Genomic DNA, 17,643 nt, shown 5'->3' with positions numbered 1-17,643 from the left:
CCCCGTGCCGGGCGCCTCAGGCGGGGGCCCCGGCCGGCCCGGGGGGGGGGGGGGGGGGGCCGGGGCCCCCCCCCCCCCCCGCCCCCCCCCGCCCGCCCTGTCGGCGAACGTTCAGTGCGAGGTCACCGCTTGGCGGCCCTCCGGGTGGCGCGCAGCCACTCCTTGTTCATGCTCGTGATGGACATCAGCGGGATCCCCTTCGGGCATGCGGTGGCGCACTCCCCGGCCAGCGTGCAGCCGCCGAAGCCCTCCTCGTCCATCCGCGCCACCATGTCCAGCACGCGGGTCTCCCGCTCGGGCGCGCCCTGGGGCAGCACGTTGAGGTGGTTGACCTTCGCGGAGGTGAACAGCATCGCCGCCCCGTTGGGACAGGCGGCCACGCACGCCCCGCATCCGATGCACTCGGCGTGCTCGAACGCGAAGTCGGCGTCGGCCTTGGGCACCGGGGTGGCGTGCGCCTCCGGCGCGGCACCGGTCGGCGCGGTGACATAGCCGCCGGCCTGGATGATCCGGTCGAACGCGGACCGGTCGACCACCAGGTCCTTGATGACCGGGAAGGCGGCGGCCCGCCACGGCTCGATGTCGATCGTGTCGCCGTCCTGGAAGGACCGCATGTGCAGCTGGCAGGTGGTGGTCCGCTCGGGTCCGTGCGCGTCGCCGTTGATGACCAGCGAGCACGCCCCGCAGATGCCCTCGCGGCAGTCGTGGTCGAAGGCGACGGGCTCCTCGCCGGCGAGGATGAGCTGTTCGTTGAGGACGTCCAGCATCTCCAGGAAGGACATGTCGGGCGAGATGTCGTCCACCTCGTAGGTGGACATGCCGCCTTCGGCGTCGGCGTTCCGCTGCCGCCAGACGCGCAGGGTGAGCTTCATGCGTAGCTCCGCTGGGTGGGGTGGACGTACTCGAAGACCAGGTCTTCCCTGTGCAGCACGGGCGCTTCGCCGGTGCCGGTGAACTCCCATGCGGCGGCGTAGGAGAACGCGTCGTCGTCGCGGGCCGCCTCGCCGTCGGGGGTCTGGGACTCCTCCCGGAAGTGGCCGCCGCAGGACTCGGCGCGGTGCAGCGCGTCGAGGCACATCAGTTCGGCGAGTTCCAGGTAGTCGACGACGCGGTTGGCCTTCTCCAGCGACTGGTTGAACTCCTCGCCGGTGCCGGGGACCTTGACGCGCCGCCAGAACTCCTCCCGGATCTGGGGGATGCGCTCCAGCGCCTTGCGCAGACCGGCGTCGGTACGGGCCATGCCGCAGAACTCCCACATGAGTTCGCCCAGTTCGCGGTGGAAGGAGTCGGGGGTGCGGTCGCCGTCGACGGCGAGGAGCAGGTGGAGCCGGTCCTCGGTCTCGGCCAGCACCTCCTGGACGACGGGGTGTTCGTCGGTGACCGGCTCCTGGTGCGGGTTGCGGGCCAGGTAGTCGTTGATGGTGGCCGGCAGGACGAAGTACCCGTCGGCCAGGCCCTGCATCAGCGCGGAGGCGCCGAGCCGGTTGGCGCCGTGGTCGGAGAAGTTGGCCTCGCCGATCGCGAACAGGCCGGGGACGGTGGTCTGCAGGTCGTAGTCGACCCAGAGACCGCCCATGGTGTAGTGCACGGCGGGGTAGATCCGCATCGGCACCTCGTAGGGATCCTCGTCGGTGATCCGCTGGTACATGTCGAAGAGGTTGCCGTACTTGGCCTCGACGGCCGCCCGTCCCAGGCGCTTGATGGCGTCGGCGAAGTCCAGGTACACGCCCTGGCCGCCGGGGCCGACGCCCCTGCCCTCGTCGCAGACGTTCTTCGCGGCGCGGGAGGCGATGTCGCGCGGGACCAGGTTGCCGAAGGACGGGTAGATGCGCTCCAGGTAGTAGTCGCGCTCGTCCTCGGGGATCCGGTCCGGCGACCGGTCGTCCCCCTTCGCCCTGGGCACCCAGATCCGGCCGTCGTTGCGCAGCGACTCGCTCATCAGGGTCAGCTTGGACTGGTGGTCGCCGGTGCGCGGGATGCAGGTGGGGTGGATCTGGGTGAAGCAGGGGTTGGCGAAGTGGGCGCCGCGCCGGTGCGCCCGCCAGATGGCCGTGGCGTTGGAGTTCATGGCGTTGGTCGACAGGTAGAAGACGTTGCCGTAACCGCCGCTGGCCAGCACGACGGCGTCCGCGAAGTAGGTGTCGATCCGGCCGGTGACCAGGTCGCGGGCCATGATCCCGCGGGCCCGGCCGTCGACGACGACCAGGTCCAGCATCTCGGTGCGCGCGTGCATCTCCACGTTGCCCGCGGCGATCTGCCGGGACAGCGCCTGGTAGGCGCCGAGCAGCAGTTGCTGACCGGTCTGGCCGCGGGCGTAGAAGGTGCGCGAGACCTGCACTCCGCCGAAGGAGCGGGTGTCGAGCAGGCCGCCGTACTCACGGGCGAACGGCACGCCCTGGGCGACGCACTGGTCGATGATCTCCACGGAGATCTGCGCGAGCCGGTGCACGTTCGACTCCCGGGCCCGGAAGTCGCCGCCCTTGACCGTGTCGTAGAACAGCCGGTGGATGGAGTCGCCGTCGTTGCGGTAGTTCTTCGCCGCGTTGATCCCGCCCTGCGCGGCGATGGAGTGCGCCCGGCGCGGGGAGTCCTGGTAGCAGAACTGGACGACGTGATAGCCCTGTTCGGCCAGGGTGGCGCCCGCGGAACCGCCCGCCAGGCCGGTGCCGACGACGATGACCGTGTGCTTGCGCCGGTTGGCGGGGTTGACCAGCTTCGCCTCGAAGCGGCGCTTGTCCCAGCGCTCGTGGATCGGTCCGGAGGGAGCCTTGGGGTCGACGACCGGCTCGCCGGTCGTGTAGTTCACGTATGCGGTCACGGGTCAGCTCACCACTTTGGTCATGACGCCCACGGGTACGGCGATGAAGCCGGCCGTGAGCAGCAGCGCGAGGGCGTCGGCGATGATCTTCAGGGCGCGGTCGCGGGCGCGGCTGCCGACGCCGAGGGTCTGGGCGGCGCTCCAGAAGCCGTGCCGGATGTGCAGTCCGAGCGCGAGCATCGCGACGATGTAGACGACGTTGCCGTACCAGGTGGAGAAGGTGTCCACGACGTTCTGGTACGGATGGCCCTCCTGGAAGCCGCCCGGGTGCACGGTGCCGGTGGTCAGGTCCAGGATGTGCCACACGATGAACAGTGCGAGGATGATCCCGCCCCAGCGCATGGTGCGGGTCGCGTAGCTCGCCCTCGGTTTCCTGTGCACGTACTTGCTGGGCCGTGCCCTGATGTCACGGCGGCTGAGCTGGTACGCGGCGGTGGCGTGGGCGACCACGGCGACGACGAGGACGATCCGGATGAGCCAGAGCGTCCACTCGTAGTGCATGAAGGGTTCGCCGACGGTGCGCAGCCAGTGGGCGTAGTGGTTGAACTCGCCCGCCCCGAAGTAGATCTTCAGATTGCCGATCATGTGCGCGACCAGGTACAGCAGCATGATCACGCCGCTGACGGCCATCACCGTCTTCTTGCCGACGGTGGAGTGCCACACGGTGCGCGCCATGGACGGTCGTCGGTCCGTCCGCGTTGCCAGAGCCATGCGAATGACGCTAGGGCCGAAAGGGCCGATCGGTCCAAGACATGGTCCGGCTCGTTTCCATAGGCTGCGGCTATTGTCGCTCCATGCAGTTCCAGCAGCTCCAGTACTTCGTGGCCGTCGCCGAGACCCGGCACTTCACCCGGGCCGCCGAGCTGGTCCATGTCGCCCAGCCGTCGTTGTCGCAGCAGATCAAGGCACTGGAGCGGGAGCTGGGCGCGGATCTCTTCCGCCGCGCGCGGGGCAACATCACGCTCACCGACGCGGGCGAGGCGCTGCTGCCGCTGGCCCGGCGCATCCTGGCGGACGCGGACACGGCCCGGCACGAGGTGCAGGAGCTGGCGCAGCTGCGCCGGGGACGGGTGCGGCTCGGGGCGACGCCGAGCCTGTGCACGGGGCTGCTGCCGGACGTGCTGCGCGCCTTCCACGACCGCTACCCGGGCGTTCGACTGCTGATCGAGGAGAGCGGCTCGCACGACCTGGTGCGCGAGCTGGCCCGCGGCGCGCTCGACCTGGCCCTGGTGGTGCTACCGCTGCCGTCGCCCGCGCCCGCGCTGACCACGGTGGAGCTGCTGCGGGAGGACCTGGTGGTGGTGTCCTCACCGGAGGTGCCGGCACCGGGCACCGCCGGACCGGGCGGGCGGGTCGTGCACATCGCGGACCTGGAAGGTGAGCGGCTGGTGATGTTCCGGCACGGCTACGACCTCAGGGAGCTGACCGTCGCCGCGTGCCGCTCCGCGGGGTTCGAGCCGGACTTCGCGGTCGAGGGTGGCGAGATGGACGCGGTGCTGGGGTTCGTGCGGGCGGGGCTGGGCGTGGCCGTCGTACCGCGGATGGTCGCCACGCGGTCCGGGCGGGGGCTGCGGGTGACCGAGCTGGCGCGGCCGGGGCTGCACCGGATCATCGCCCTGGCGCATCGCAGCGATGTGGCTCCGCCCCGGGCGGCTCGGGAGTTGCAACGGATGCTGGTGGAGCGCTGAGAGCGATTTCGGGGCGGGGCGCGGGCCCGTTGGGGGTGTGACCCGGCTTCGGCGGACGCGGGTCCGCCGTGGCCTGCCGCGCAGTTCCCCGCACCTCGGGGGAACCGCGCCTGCCGGATGCCGGACGGGGTCAGCCCGTCGCGTCGACCAGGGCCAGGTCGTGGAGGCGCTCCGGGGGCCCGGGGCGGGCGTAGTACCAGCCCTGGGCCGTGTCACAGCCCAGTATCCGCAGTTGCTCGGCCTGCGCCGCGGTCTCCACGCCCTCCACGGTGACCGCGAGGTCGAGGCTGTGGGCCAGGGAGACGATGCCCTCGACGATCTTCAGGTCGACCGGGTCGGCCGGGAACTGCTGCATGCCCTGGGTGAAGGAGCGGTCCAGCTTGAGGATGCTCACCGGCAGGCGCCGCAGGTTCGCCAGGTTCGAGTACCCGGTGCCGAAGTCGTCCAGGGCGATGTCGACGCCCATCTCCGCCAGTCTGCGCAGCGGTTTGAGCAGGTCGTCGTCGGCGCCGATCAACGCGGATTCGGTGACCTCCAGGCACAGGGCGTCGGGCGTGACACCCGTGCGCTCCAGGATGTCGACGGTGTCCTGCACCAGACCGGGATGGCCGAGCTGGCAGGGCGACAGGTTGACGTTGATGCGCAACGGGCCGGCGGTCGTCTCGACGCCGTAGCGTTCCCGCCATGCGCGGGCCTGGCGGACGGACTCCTCCAGTACCCAGCGGCCCAGCGGGACGATCAGGCCGGTGTGCTCGGCGAGCGGGATGAAGCGGTCCGGGCCGAGGACCCCGTGCTGCGGGTGCAGCCAGCGGACCAGGGCCTCGGCGCCGCGCACGCTGCCGTCGCCGAGATGGACGAGCGGCTGGTACTCGATGAAGAACTCGCCGCGCTCCAGGGCGGTGGGCAGTGCCGTGGTCAGACCGTGCCGGGTGATCGCGCGGGCGTCGGCCTCCGGGTCGGCCAGTTCGAAGCGGTTGCCGCCCGCCGACTTCGCCCGGTACATGGTGATGTCGGCGCTGCGCAGGACCTCCGCCGCGGTGCGCTCGCCCGCGGGGCCCTCGACGATGCCGAGGCTGCCGCGGACCATGAGGTCGCGGCCGTCGATGCTGATCGGGGTGACCAGCGCGTTCATGATCCGCTCGGCGAGTTCGTCGACCTCGCGCTCGGTTTCGGGCCCGGTGGTCAGCGCCACGAACTCGTCACCGCCGAGCCGGGCGACCATCTCGCCGGGCGCGGTCGCGCAGGACTGGAGCCGGTCGGCGACCTCCACCAGCAGTCGGTCGCCTGCCGCGTGGCCGAGGCTGTCGTTGACGGTCTTGAAGCCGTCCAGATCGAGGTAGCACAGCCCGAAGCGCTGGCCCTCGCCGGCCCCGAGGGCCTTTTCCAGCCGTTCGAAGAACAGCGTGCGGTTGGGCAGCCCGGTGAGCGCGTCGTGCGTGGCCTCGTAGCGCAGCCGGAGGTTGAGCAGCCGGCGCTCGGTGGTGTCCTCCATCAGGGCCAGCTGGTACTGCGGATCGCCGTTGGCGTCGCGCAGCAGGGAGACGGTCAGGTTCGTCCACAGCGCGGTGCCGTCCGGCCGGTTGAACGCCTTCTCCAGGTGGTAGTGCTCGCGTTCGCCGCGGACGAGTTCGTCGTAGAGCCGCCAGGTCTGGGGAGCGTCCTCGGGGTGGGTCCAGTCCTGCACCCGGCGGCCGCGCAGCGACTGGTGGGTGAGCCCGAACATGCGCACCAGCGCCTCGTTGACCTGGAGGATGTTGCCGTCGAGGTCGGCGATGCCAATGCCTATGGCCGCGCCCTCGAAGACCGCGCGGAAGCGGGCCTCGCTGGCGTGCAGCGCCTGCGCCACCACACCCTGCGCCTGCAACGCGGCCTGGGCGATGGCCTCCTGTTCGGCGAGGGTCCGCTCGCGCAGCGCCTGCGCGTACCCGGCGGCGATGGCGTGCTGCAACCGCGAGGAACGCAGCCGCAGTTCCTCCTGGAGGCCGTCCTCGCCGCAGTACAGGACCAGATAGGCGTCGACGCAGTCCAGGGTGCGGGTCAGCGCCTCGGGGTCGGTGCAGTGCGCCTCCACCAGCGCGGCGCCGACCGCCCTCGCGCCGTCCGCGTCGAAGCCGCGCGCCCGCAGCAGTTCGCTCAACCGCTGCGCCAGCGGCCGGAGTCTGTCCTCGAATTCCACCCGGGTGAGCGACGTCGACGTCACCGGGAAGAGAGCCCGGCTCCAGATCGTCGTCAGCCGGCGCAGTCTGTCCTCCGGGCCGTCCGGCTCCGCGCTCACGCCGTACGCCCCACTCCGGCGAACCCGGAGAAGGCGTACGGGTCCTCGTCCTCCGGCGCCGACTCCGGTCGCCAGTGCGGCATCGGCACCAGTCCGGGTTCCACCATGTCGTACCCCTCGAAGAACCGCGCGATCTCCTCGCGCGAACGCATGATCAGCGGATTGCGAATATCCTTGTATACGTCCACCGCACCCTCGGCCCGCTCCGCGGGCACCGGGATTCCCTCGTACGAGGCATGGGTGAGGATCAGCAGGCTGCCGGGCGCGAGGGCCTCGCGCAGCTCGGCCACCGCACCGTACGGGTCGTCCGCGTCTTCCACGAAGTGCAGTATGGCAACGAGCAGCAGGGCCACTGGCCGATTCAGGTCGATCAGCCGCTCCAGCCGGGAACTCGCGAGGATCTCCTGCGGCTTGCGCAGATCCGCCGCGACCACGTCCGCGTGCTCGTTAGCCGCCAGAACCGCCTCGCTGTGCGCGACGGCGACCGGGTCGTGGTCGACGTAGACGACGTGCGCACCGGGTACGACCGTCTGCGCCACCTCGTGCACGTTGCCGAACGTAGGGATACCGGAACCGATGTCGAGGAACTGGGTGATGCCCTCCCCGGCCGCGAACCGCACGGCCCGGCGCATGAACGCCCGGTTGGCCTGCATGAGTTTCGGCAGGCCCGGCATGAACCGCATGGCCTTGCGGGCCGCTTCCCGGTCGACCTCGAAGTTGTGCGAACCGCCCAGATAGTAGTCGTAGATCCGGGAGACGCTGGGCACCGAGACGTCGATGTTCCGAGGGGCCCAGGCGGGACGCTCCATGTATCTCTCCAAGGCGTGGACGACGGGCGTAGGCGATCCGGTGTTCGAGCTGAGGCTACTGATCGCCTGCCAAAGGAGCGACCTGAAACGGAAATTGACCATCCGTTCCCGGTCACTGCCTGCGGCAAGTGCCTGTGTGACCCCGCAGCGTGACGGCTCCGCGTCCTGTGGGGCGCGCCATCCGGCTCACGTCGTCCAGCCCGCGTCCGCCCCGCCCCGCCCCGCCCGTCCCGGACAGCGGTCCGCCCCCTCCGTGCGGCGCGGAGGGGGCGGACCTTCGGACGGTGCGCCGGCAGGGCGGGGCGATCGACCCTGGGGAGGGGATCTACTTGCCCGGCGCGCCGACCGGCTTGCCGTCGGGCGAGACGGCGTACCAGGTGCCGCCCACGCCCTGACCGTTGGTGTCCCCGGGTGCCTTGTCACCGGAGAAGGTGTAAATCGGCCAGCAGTTGACCGTCATCTGCTTCACCCCGTCGGGTCGGGTGAAGCCCATCAGGCCCTTCTTCTGGACGCCTTCGGTGTCCGCCGCCTTGACCAGGCCGACGGCCGGCCACTTCTCCAGGCAGGCGCCGACGCAGTTGGAGACGGACTTCGGCCAGGCCTGGTCCTTCATGAAGCGGTAGACCGTCATGCCCCTCTTGTCGATGACGATGTCACCGAGCTTGGGGTCCTTGCGGACGGACAGGCCGGGCATCGAGGAGAGGGTCGCCTTCTTGCCGTCGGGGGCGAGCGCGAACCACTTGCCGCCCACGCCCTGGCCGTTGACGTCTCCGGCGTTGACGTCCTTGGCGTAGCGGTAGGCGGGCCAGCCGCCGATGGTGAGCTGCTTGCTGCCGTCGGCGCGGGTGACCTCGCCGAGCCGTGCCTTGTCGATGCCGGTGCCGGCGCTCGCGTCGTCGGCGGGCACCGGAGGCCAGGTGGTGGCGCAGTCCCCGGCGCAGTTCGACTTGGGCGGGTTGGCGGTGTCCTTGTCGAACCGGTACAGCGTCAGACCGGAACCGTCGGTCAGCACACTGCCCAGGTCGGGGTTGGGCTGCACGGTCAGCTTGCCCGCGGGGGCGGCGGCGGCCGGTGAGCTGGAGCTCTGGCTGCCGTCGGCGCCATAGCCGTTGCCCGCGCCGGTCGCGGTTCCGGTACCGGAACCGGGGTTGCCGTAGTTGCCGGCGGGCGCCGTGGCTCCGACGTTCTGGGCCGCCGACGCGGGAGCGGCCGCGTTGTCCTGACCGCACGCCGTCGTCAGCGCCAGCACTGAAGCGGCTGTGGCCACCAGTGAGGCGGTCCGCCAGGAGGTCTTCATCGTCAACTCCCCATCTAAGCCCGAATATTGCGGCGCTGTCGCGGCGCTTTCGCAGCGCCTCGCCACGCCGCCGCACGGCCATGGATACGGGGCGCGGGGGCCGGAGTGTTCAACGGGGCGGGAAAGTTCTCCGGGATTCCCCGCCCGGGTGCCGCCGCTCGCTCCACCGTCGCAGACCCGCACTGGTGTACGGATCGCGACAGGCGGCACCATTCGGCAGGTCAAACGATTGATCGCACCATGTCCCTCCTTCGGAGCATTCCCGGCGCACAACGGGGTACGACCGCGTTTCGCAGCCCATGATCTCGTCGTGCATGGACCCGAAGTGACCCGACGCGCGCCGGCCGCAAGGGCGTTGGCTCTGGTGACGCTGACCTGGACGCTCGTGGGCTGCCCCGTCGGCAGCGCGTCGGCCGACGCCTGCGCGTACGCCTCGACGGGACCGGACGGCACGGTGGCGGTGGCCTACGCCGGCGGCCATCACTGGCCCCCTCCCCCGCCCTGCCCGAAGCCGCCCCCGCCGCCGTGTCCGCCCACGCCCACCCCGACACCGACCCCAACCCCGACCCCGACTCCACCGCCGCCGAAACCGCCACCTCCGCCGAGGCCGAGACCGACACCGAGGCCCCCCGCGCCGAAGCCGCCCCCGAAGCCCGCCCCCGCGCCGCCCGCACCCCCGCCCCCGAGGCCGACGCCTCCGCCCCCCGCGCCCCCGGCACCCGAGCCCAGACAGGTAGCCAAGCCGAAGCCGAAGCCTCCGCCGAAACCGGCGCCCCGACCCTCGGCGATCCCGGTGAGCTACCCCGTGTACCACCCGCACGCCGTCAGCCACCACCCACAGCGCCACACCACACCGGTCACCTACGTCCTGCTCATCACCGTTCCGGCGATCGTCGCCGTCGCCGCGCTCCGCCCGCGCTGACGCGCCGGCCCCGTTCATCTCAGGAGGCACCCGTTGTCGGATTGGCTTGTTCTCGTCCTTGCCATGCTGGGGGCCTGTGCCGTGGTGGTGATCGTCACCGTCGTACGGCACAAGAGGGCCCCCGAGGACGAGGACCCCAGCGAGACCCCGGACGTCATCGAGTACATGACCATGTGGATCGGCGTCGTGTACGCCATCGTCCTCGGTCTGGCCATCGCGGGCGTGTGGGAGGCCCGCAGCTCCGCCCAGGACCATGTGCAGGCGGAGGCCCAGGCGTTGCACGAGATCTCGGCGAGGGTCCGGGTCTACCCGCCCGACGTCCGTGACCGCATCCGGGAGGACATCAACGCCTACGCGAGCTACGTCGTGCACACCGAGTGGAAGCGGATGGAGCACGACGGACAGATCACCGACCGCGGCACCGAACTGCTGCAGAGGATCCGCGAGGACGTCACCGACTACCAGCCCAAGACCGATTTCGAAGCGCAGGCCTACCAGCCGCTGCTGGACCAGATGGCCGCCGCCGACCAGGCCCGCAACGCGCGCGCCGACTCGACGGGGGCCACCATGCCGCCGGTGGTGTGGTGGGGGCTGCTCACCGGAGCGTTGATCACCATCGGCATGGTGTTCGCCCTGCAGATCCGGCGAACCCGGCGTGAGTTGATCCTCGCCGGGCTCTTCTCCGCGACCATCGCCTTCATGCTGTTCCTGATCTGGGACTTCGACGCCCCCTACAGCCGGGGCATCGCGGTGAACGCGGAACCGTTTCTGAACCTGTTCCCGAACATCACGTCCTGATCGGCCACACGCACAGGCCTCGGCCCCGGTGCCCACGAGGTACCGGGGCCCAGACCTGTGCGCGCGTGTGTGCCGTGCCGTACCGTGCCGTGGCCGACGGCCGCGACGGGCTCAGACGCGCCTCTCCTGCCGGCGGCGCACCCAGAACACGCCACCGCCGAGCACGGCCAGCGCCACCAGGCCACCGCCGATGGCCATGTCCGCGGTCGTCGCACCGCCGGTCCTGCTGCCGCCGAGGCCACCCTGCACACCGCCGAGCACGGCGAAGGCCCTCGGGCGGGTCAACGTGAGGCCGTCGCAGCGGACGGTGATGTCGTACCGGCCGGGGCGGGCGCCGCGGTCGACGAAGACGACGCCCCGGGCGACGTTGCGGCGCAACGGCGCCAGCGGCGTGGTGCGGAAGGCGCGGGAGGCCATCGCGCCGCCCCGGCAGCCGTCGACGGTGACGCTGAGCCGACCGCCCGCGGCGACCACGCCGGGCCGGGCGACGATGTTGCGCGGACTGTCGCCCCGGCCGAAGTCGTCACCGCCGAAGTTGTCACCACGGCCGAAATCGTCGCCCCGGCCGAAGTCGTCACCGCGGCCGAAATCGTCGCCCCGGCCGAAGTCGTCACCGCCGAAGTTGTCGCCATGGCCGAAGTTGTCGCCACGGCCGAAGTCGTCCCCCCGGCCGAAGTTGTCCCCCCGGCCGGAGTTGTCCCCCCGGCCGAAGTTGTCATTATGGCCGTTGCCGTTGCCCGCGCCGTTCCCGTGGCCGTTCTGGTTCCGGTTTCCGAAGCCGTTGCCGTTGCCGTTGCCGAAGTTGCCGTTGCCGAAGTTGCCGTTGCCGAAGTTGCCGTTCCCGTTGCCGAATCCGTTGCCGTTCCCGACGCCACCGACCCCTCCGATGCCCCCGACACCGCCGACGCCACCGACACCCCCGATGACGCCGACGCCACCGACGCCACCGATGCCCCCGACGCCACCGACTCCGGTGCCCGGAACGATGACCCCGCCGTTGTTGTTCGTGGTGCTCGGGCCGCCCCCGTTGCCCATGCCGTCCGCGACGGCCACGGGGGCGGCGAACCCGATCGCGGCGACCGCGGCGCACGCGGCCGCCAGGGCACGTTGGTTTCGCATGTGATCCTCCGCGGGAGGCGCCCGGGTCCCGTCCCCGGTCGATCGGCGAGAAAACACCTCCCGGAAAGACCCTCAGACGCCCGGAACACGCCCGCATTTCGAGAATGGTCCGTCCTGGTGAGGCGACACGCCGAACGAAAACCACACAATCGGATATTGCCGCAGGTCACGGACCGTCAGAAAATTCCTGGAGACGGCAACTCGGATGGCGCACCGGGAAAGCGTCCGGCCACCCGTTCGCCCGTCGCCCCGTCGCCCGTCGCGCGCGCGGGACTTAGCGTTTTCCCATGCGCGACGGACGTGGCGGCGGCCACGTCGAGAGGGGATGACGAATGTACGCGTCCGAGCTGGCGGAGCTTGCGGAAGAGGAGGAGCGGCGGCGCAAGCGCGCTCCCTGGGGCGTGATAGCGCTTGTTCTGCTGACCGGCCTGGCGCTCATCCGGAACGGTTCGGGGGAGTTCGACGCAGGCCCCCCGCAGCCGGCCTCGGCGGCGGCACCGGACACCCGCGCCACCCCGAGCCCGGTCGCCACGGCGGCCGCCACGCTGGCGTTCTCCGCCGCCGACCGGATCCGGATCCCGGCGATCCACGTCGACGCCCCGGTGATGCCGGTCGGGCTGGACGCCAACGGCTGGGTGAGCGCGCCCCCGCCGGACGATCCGAATCTGGCGGGCTGGTTCACCGGTGCGGTCTCCCCGGGCGAGAAGGGCACGGCGGTCATCGTGGGGCACGTCGACAACCAGAAGGGTCCGGCCGTCTTCTACGGCCTGGGGGCGCTGAAGAAGGGAAACCGGATCGAGGTCCGGCGCCAGGACGGGAAGACCGCGGTGTTCGAGATCTACGGCGTCGAGGTCTTCTCCAAGAGCGGATTCCCCGGCGACCGGGTGTACGGCTCGAAGGGGGCCCCGGAACTGCGGGTGATCACCTGCGGTGGCGGTTTCTCGAAGCAGAACGGCTATGACGGCAACGTCGTCGCCTTCGCCCGCCTGGTCGCCGTCGCCTGAGGCGGCCGGGCGGGCGAGGGTCTCGTCAGGTTCGGCGGGGCGGCACGGTGAGGTGGTATCCGGAGTCGAGCAGGTAGGGGAGCCACTCGCGGATCGCCCGGACCGTCTCCGTGCGGTCGCCCCCGGCGTCGTGGGAGAGCACCACGACACCGGGGGCGGCGCCGCCCTCCACCCGGTCGATGATGGTGTCGGTGCCGGGCACTTCCCAGTCGGTGGTGTCCACGGTCCAGGCCATCGGCTCCATGCCCATGTCGGCCCCCAGCTGGAACGCCGCCCGGTTCCAGGCGCCGTAGGGGGCGCGGAACCACTGGGGGCGCTCCCCGTAGGTGTCCTCGATGACGTCGCTGGTGCGCTCCATCTCGGAGCGGATCTCCTTGCGGGCGAGGGTCGTCAGCAGCGGGTGCGTCCAGGTGTGGTTGCCGACGACATGGCCCGCCTCGGCCATCCGGGCCAGCAGTTCCCTGTTGTCGACGACGCACTCGCCGCACACGAAGAACATGGCCCTGACGTCGTACTTCTCGAGGGTGTCGAGGATGTGCGGGGTGTACTCGGGGTTGGGGCCGTCATCGAAGGTGAGCATCATGCGGCGGCCGCGCCCGGAGATCTGCAGGATGGGTTCCGTGCGCGCCTTCAGCTTGCGCGGGGCGGCGCGCGGCGGGCCGTATCCGGTGAGCGGCTGGAGCCGGAAGGCGGAGGGTTTGAGCGCCTGGCGGGCCTGCGGACCGGCGACGGGGGCCACGGGCCGGGCGGCCTCCTCGCCACCGGCCGCCAGGATGGCGCCGGCCGTGCCCGCGGCCCCTACGGCGGCGCCGCCGGCGAGGAGCATCCGGCGTCGCGTGAACAACTGATCCTTCTGCATGACTCATCAGTCGCCCCATCAGGCTCCGGCGCACCACAACGGCACCGGTGCGGCGGCGCGAATACACCCGGACGGAGCAGTGCGCGAGGGGGTCAGCGCCGCCGTACGAGGGGGAACGGGAGCGTCTCACGGATCGTCAGGCCGGTGAGGAACATGACGAGCCGGTCGACGCCGACGCCGAGTCCGCCGGTCGGGGGCATCGCGTATTCGAGGGCCTGCAGGAAGTCCTCGTCCAGTTCCATGGCCTCCGGGTCGCCGCCCGCGGCCAGCAGTGACTGCGCGGTCAGGCGTCGGCGCTGTTCGACGGGGTCGGTCAGCTCCGAGTAGGCGGTGCCGAGTTCGGTGCCGAAGGCGACCAGGTCCCAGCGCTCGGCGAGCCGGGGGTCGCTGCGGTGCTGCCGGGCGAGCGGGGAGACGCCGGTCGGGAAGTCCTTGTAGAAGGTGGGCATCCGGGTCCGTTCCTCGACGAGCCGCTCGTACATCTCCAGCACGACGTCACCGGGCCCGTCGTCGGCGGTGTAGGGCACGCCGGCGCGGTCGCACAGCCGGTGCAGCCGCAGCAGTTCGGTGCCGGGGCCGATCTCCTCGCCCAGCGCCTCGGAGATCGCCCCGTACACCGTCTTCACCGGCCAGGCCCCGGAGATGTCGTACTCCTCGCCGTTCCTGCGGGCCACCGGGGAGCCGAAGGCGGCGGTCGCCGCGCCCTGGACGAGCTCGCGGACGAGGTCGAGCATGACGTCGTAGTCGGCGTGGGCCTGGTAGGCCTCCAGCATCGTGAACTCGGGGTTGTGCTTGTAGGAGACGCCCTCGTTGCGGAAGGTGCGGCCCAGTTCGAACACCTTCTCCAGGCCGCCGACGCACAGCCGCTTCAGATACAGCTCGGGTGCGATGCGCAGATACAGGTCGAGGTCGTAGGCGTTGATGTGGGTGGTGAAGGGGCGGGCGTTGGCCCCGCCGTGGATCTGCTGGAGCATCGGCGTCTCGACCTCGATGTAGCCGCGCTCCAGCAGGCCCTGGCGCAGGGCGTGCACGGCGGCGGAGCGGGCGCGGAGCACGGCGCGGGCGTCGGGGCTGGTGGCGAGGTCGAGGTAGCGGCGGCGGACCTTGGCCTCGGGGTCGGTGAGCCCGCGTCGTTTGTCGGGCAGCGGGCGCAGGCATTTGCCGGTGAGCCGCCAGTCGGTGACGAAGACGGTCGGTTCGCCCCGGTCGCTCGGTCGGGTGTGGCCGGTGGCGCTGATGTGGTCTCCGATGTCGACATCGGCGGTGAAGCGGTCGAGGGCGGGGCCGCAGCCGTCGCGGGTGAGGGCGATCTGGTGGTCGCCGGACCAGTCGCGCAGCACCGCGAAGACGATGCCGCCGAAGTCGCGGACCAGCATGACGCGTCCGGCCACGGTGACGTCCGCGTCGGGCGGGAGGTCGGCGAGGGCGTGGGTGGGGGCCGGGACGCCGACGGGGTAGGGGTCGGTGCCGGCCGCCCGCAGCCGGTCGAGTCGGCGGTGCCGGACGCGGACCTGATCGGGCAGGCCCGCGCCCGGGGCCGCGGGCCCGGTCTGGTCCCCTCCGTCGAGGCCGAGCGCCGTCAGGGGCGGCAGTCCCTCGGTCGTGGCGGGCCGCTGCCCGTTCTTCGGGTGCCCCTTTCCCCAGAGTTTGCGCAAGGAAGGTACGGACACGAATCCCTCGGCGATGCCGGAGGCGAGGCCGATGCGGGCGAGGGAGGCGGTCTCGCCGTAGCAGATGAAGCGTGGGTACCACTCGGGGCGGTACTTGGCGTTGGAGCGGTACAGGGCCTCCAGTTGCCACCAGCGGGAGAAGAACAGCAGCAGCCGGCGCCAGAGCCGCAGGACGGGCCCGGCGCCGATGCGGGCGCCCTCCTCGAAGACGGACCGGAAGACGGCGAAGTTCAGCGAGATCCGCCGCACGCCGAGTCTGGGTGCGACGGCGCACAGTTCGGCGACCATGAACTCCATCACCCCGTTGGGTGCGGCGCGGTCACGGCGCATCAGGTCCAGCGAGACGCCCTCGCGGCCCCAGGGCACGAAGGAGAGCAGCGCCAGGAGCCGGCCGTCGTCCCCGAGGGCCTCCACGAGCAGGCAGTCGCCGTCGGCGGGGTCGCCGAGCCGGTCCAGGGCCATGGAGAAGCCGCGTTCGGTCTCGGTGTCGCGCCAGGCGTCGGCCTTGCCGACGATCTCCTCCATCTCCCGCTCGGTGAGCGTGGCGTGGCGGCGGACCCGGCAGGTGGCGCCGGTGCGGCGGACCCGGTGCACGGCCTGCCGGGTGACCCGCATGTCCCGGCCGTCCAGGTCGAAGGAGGCCACGTGCACGATCGCCTCGTCGCCGAGTTGCAGGGCGCCGAGCCCGGCGCGGGCGTAGGCGCGGGCGCCGTCCTCGGAGGCGCCCATCACGGCGGGTGCCCAGGCGTGCCGGCGGGCCACGTCCAGCCACGCCTCGATGGCGCGCGGCCAGGCCTCGCGGTCGCCGACGGGGTCGCCGCTGGCCAGGCACACCCCCGCCTCGACCCGGTAGGTGACGGCGGCCTTGCCGCTGGGCGAGAAGACGACGGCCTTGTCCCGGCGGGTGGCGAAGTAGCCGAGGGAGTCGCGTTCGCCGTAGGCCGCGAGGAGGGCGCGGATACGGGCCTCCTCGTCTCCGTGCAGAGCGGCCTCCAGCCGCTGGGAGCGGAACAGCGCGGCGGCGGCGTTCAGCAGCGCGAGCGCGCCGAGCAGGCCGAGGACGAAGGTGATCTGGCGCGGCGGACGGCCGTCGAAGGAGGCGCTGGAGACCAGTCCGCCGCAGACCCGGTCGGCCGCCCAGGCCAGGTGCTGCCCCTCCGGCAGGGAGCCGGGGAACAGCGACACCAGCCCCCATCCCAGCAGGATCGCGGTGACCAGACCGGCCAGCAGCACGCCGAGGGCCCGGCGCAGGGCACCGCGCCGGGAGGCGCCGTAGAACTCCCCGCGGGCGACGACCAGCACGAGCAGCAGCAGCCCGCACAGCACCAGGGACGGCAGCGATCGCGCGTACAGGCCGAGGGCCGCTCCGAGGGCGTCGGTGAGGACCAGCAGGCCGAGGTAGACGACCACCAGCCACCAGGCGACCTTCTTACGGGCGGCGGTGGCGCCGGCCAGCAGGAACAGGAAGACGGCGTAGGCGAGGTTGGCGCGGATGGGGATCAGGAGCAGATCGAGGGTGCGGACGACGGGGAGCAGTCCGCTGCGCAGCGGGGCGATGAACGAGAGCAGCGCGCACAGCAGGCCGAGTGCGGCGAAGAGGGTCGCGAAGGCCTCCGGCACCCAGCCGAGGCGTCCGCCGGCGGGAGGGCGTGCCGGGGCCCCGGCGGCCCTGCGTGCGGGGGGCTCCGCGGTGGCGGTCATGGTTCCGACTGTAGGAAGGGGCGGGGCCGCTCGCCCGTCGAGCGGCCCCGCGGCTCGGCTGGAAGCGCCGGTTCCGATAGCCTCACGGCCGTGACGGAACAGCACGAGCAGCATGCGCACCGGTTCGAGCGGGGGACGGACGGCCCGAAGGTCGTCCTGGTCGGGGTGGACGGCTCCGACTCCTCACTGCGGGCCGCCGCCTACGCGGGCGGGCTGGCCCGGCGCCAGCACGCGCTGCTGGCCGTGGTGTACGTGCAGCCGGTGCTGGCGGCCGGTGCGGCGCTCGGGGCGCCGGTGGCGGAGACGACCGACGAGATCGCCGAGGACCTGGTCGCCTACATCCGGGAGGCGACGGAGCGGGTCCGGGGGATATTCGAGATCCGGTGGGAGTTCCACACCTTCCGCGGCGACCCGTTCAACGGTCTGGTGAAGGCGGCCGACGAACTCAAGGCGGACGCGGTGGTGGTGGGCGCCTCGGAGCAGGCCGGGCACCGGATCATCGGCTCGGTGGCGATCCGGCTGGTGAAGGCGGGGCGCTGGCCGGTGACGGTCGTTCCGTAAGGCGGCCGGGCGGCAGCACCCCGGCCCGGGCGAGCGCGGGACGGCGAGGGTGGCCGGTATGCCTCACGGCGGTCGCGGCCTGGGCGGTGACCGGGCCACCCGGTCGGCCGGGGGCGGATCGA

Annotated in this window: 14 protein-coding genes; 5 read left to right on the top strand and 9 right to left on the bottom strand. The window is 71.7% G+C overall.

The features are described 5' to 3' along the window. Positions 1-122 precede the first annotated feature (122 nt). The 3 genes from ACIBA9_RS01115 to ACIBA9_RS01105 are packed head-to-tail and all read right to left on the bottom strand — an operon-like array spanning position 123 to position 3,493. Positions 123-872, bottom strand: a complete 750-nt coding sequence (locus ACIBA9_RS01115) for a succinate dehydrogenase/fumarate reductase iron-sulfur subunit (RefSeq protein ID WP_399359264.1) — start codon at positions 870-872, stop codon at positions 123-125. Beyond that, positions 869-2,818, bottom strand: coding sequence for a fumarate reductase/succinate dehydrogenase flavoprotein subunit (locus ACIBA9_RS01110; RefSeq protein WP_399359263.1), 1,950 nt, complete (start codon positions 2,816-2,818; stop codon positions 869-871). Before ACIBA9_RS01110 ends, ACIBA9_RS01115 begins: the two co-directional genes overlap by 4 nt. A 3-nt stretch (positions 2,819-2,821) precedes the next feature. Beyond that, positions 2,822-3,493 carry a succinate dehydrogenase gene (locus ACIBA9_RS01105; protein WP_399359981.1) on the bottom strand — a complete coding sequence of 224 codons (672 nt, stop codon included), beginning with the start codon at positions 3,491-3,493 and terminating at the stop codon, positions 2,822-2,824. A 119-nt stretch (positions 3,494-3,612) separates the two neighbouring features. Between ACIBA9_RS01105 and ACIBA9_RS01100 the strand changes: the two genes are divergently transcribed. After that, positions 3,613-4,506, top strand: coding sequence for a LysR family transcriptional regulator (locus ACIBA9_RS01100; protein ID WP_399359262.1), 894 nt, complete (start codon positions 3,613-3,615; stop codon positions 4,504-4,506). A 130-nt stretch (positions 4,507-4,636) separates the two neighbouring features. Here the strand turns inward: ACIBA9_RS01100 and ACIBA9_RS01095 are convergent, their stop codons facing one another. From ACIBA9_RS01095 to ACIBA9_RS01085, 3 genes are all read right to left on the bottom strand, one after another. Beyond that, complete coding sequence (locus tag ACIBA9_RS01095) at positions 4,637-6,781, bottom strand: putative bifunctional diguanylate cyclase/phosphodiesterase (RefSeq protein WP_399359261.1); 2,145 nt, start codon at positions 6,779-6,781, stop codon at positions 4,637-4,639. After that, entirely contained in the window at positions 6,778-7,590 is an 813-nt protein-coding gene (locus ACIBA9_RS01090; RefSeq protein WP_362151687.1) for an SAM-dependent methyltransferase, read from the bottom strand. Before ACIBA9_RS01090 ends, ACIBA9_RS01095 begins: the two co-directional genes overlap by 4 nt. Before the next feature lie 325 nt (positions 7,591-7,915). Beyond that, complete coding sequence (locus ACIBA9_RS01085; protein ID WP_399359260.1) at positions 7,916-8,887, bottom strand: SCO0930 family lipoprotein; 972 nt, start codon at positions 8,885-8,887, stop codon at positions 7,916-7,918. A 793-nt stretch (positions 8,888-9,680) separates the two neighbouring features. Here ACIBA9_RS01085 and ACIBA9_RS01080 point away from each other — a divergent pair. Beyond that, positions 9,681-9,809: a hypothetical protein gene (locus ACIBA9_RS01080; RefSeq protein WP_362151692.1), complete on the top strand. Its 129-nt coding sequence runs from the start codon at positions 9,681-9,683 to the stop codon at positions 9,807-9,809. Positions 9,810-9,842: 33 nt separating this feature from the next. Further along, a complete protein-coding gene (locus ACIBA9_RS01075; protein WP_399359259.1) occupies positions 9,843-10,607 on the top strand; it encodes a hypothetical protein in 765 nt (254 codons plus the stop codon). Positions 10,608-10,718: 111 nt separating this feature from the next. Here the strand turns inward: ACIBA9_RS01075 and ACIBA9_RS01070 are convergent, their stop codons facing one another. Beyond that, a complete protein-coding gene (locus ACIBA9_RS01070; RefSeq protein WP_399359258.1) occupies positions 10,719-11,726 on the bottom strand; it encodes a hypothetical protein in 1,008 nt (335 codons plus the stop codon). 332 nt (positions 11,727-12,058) lie between these two features. Between ACIBA9_RS01070 and ACIBA9_RS01065 the strand changes: the two genes are divergently transcribed. Next, complete coding sequence (locus tag ACIBA9_RS01065; protein ID WP_362151699.1) at positions 12,059-12,730, top strand: class F sortase; 672 nt, start codon at positions 12,059-12,061, stop codon at positions 12,728-12,730. Between the two features lie 25 nt (positions 12,731-12,755). Here the strand turns inward: ACIBA9_RS01065 and ACIBA9_RS01060 are convergent, their stop codons facing one another. Further along, positions 12,756-13,589, bottom strand: coding sequence for a polysaccharide deacetylase family protein (locus tag ACIBA9_RS01060; protein WP_399359257.1), 834 nt, complete (start codon positions 13,587-13,589; stop codon positions 12,756-12,758). 92 nt (positions 13,590-13,681) lie between these two features. Further along, complete coding sequence (gene lysX, locus ACIBA9_RS01055; protein WP_399359256.1) at positions 13,682-16,960, bottom strand: bifunctional lysylphosphatidylglycerol synthetase/lysine--tRNA ligase LysX; 3,279 nt, start codon at positions 16,958-16,960, stop codon at positions 13,682-13,684. Positions 16,961-17,050: 90 nt separating this feature from the next. Between lysX and ACIBA9_RS01050 the strand changes: the two genes are divergently transcribed. After that, a complete protein-coding gene (locus tag ACIBA9_RS01050) occupies positions 17,051-17,521 on the top strand; it encodes a universal stress protein (protein WP_362151705.1) in 471 nt (156 codons plus the stop codon). Positions 17,522-17,643 lie beyond the last annotated feature (122 nt).

This window comes from Streptomyces sp. NPDC051452 (genome assembly GCF_044454765.1).
Taxonomy (GTDB): Bacteria; Actinomycetota; Actinomycetes; order Streptomycetales; family Streptomycetaceae; genus Streptomyces.
Note: the sequence above shows the minus strand (reverse complement) of the source record. Positions and strands in the feature narration are given on the sequence as shown.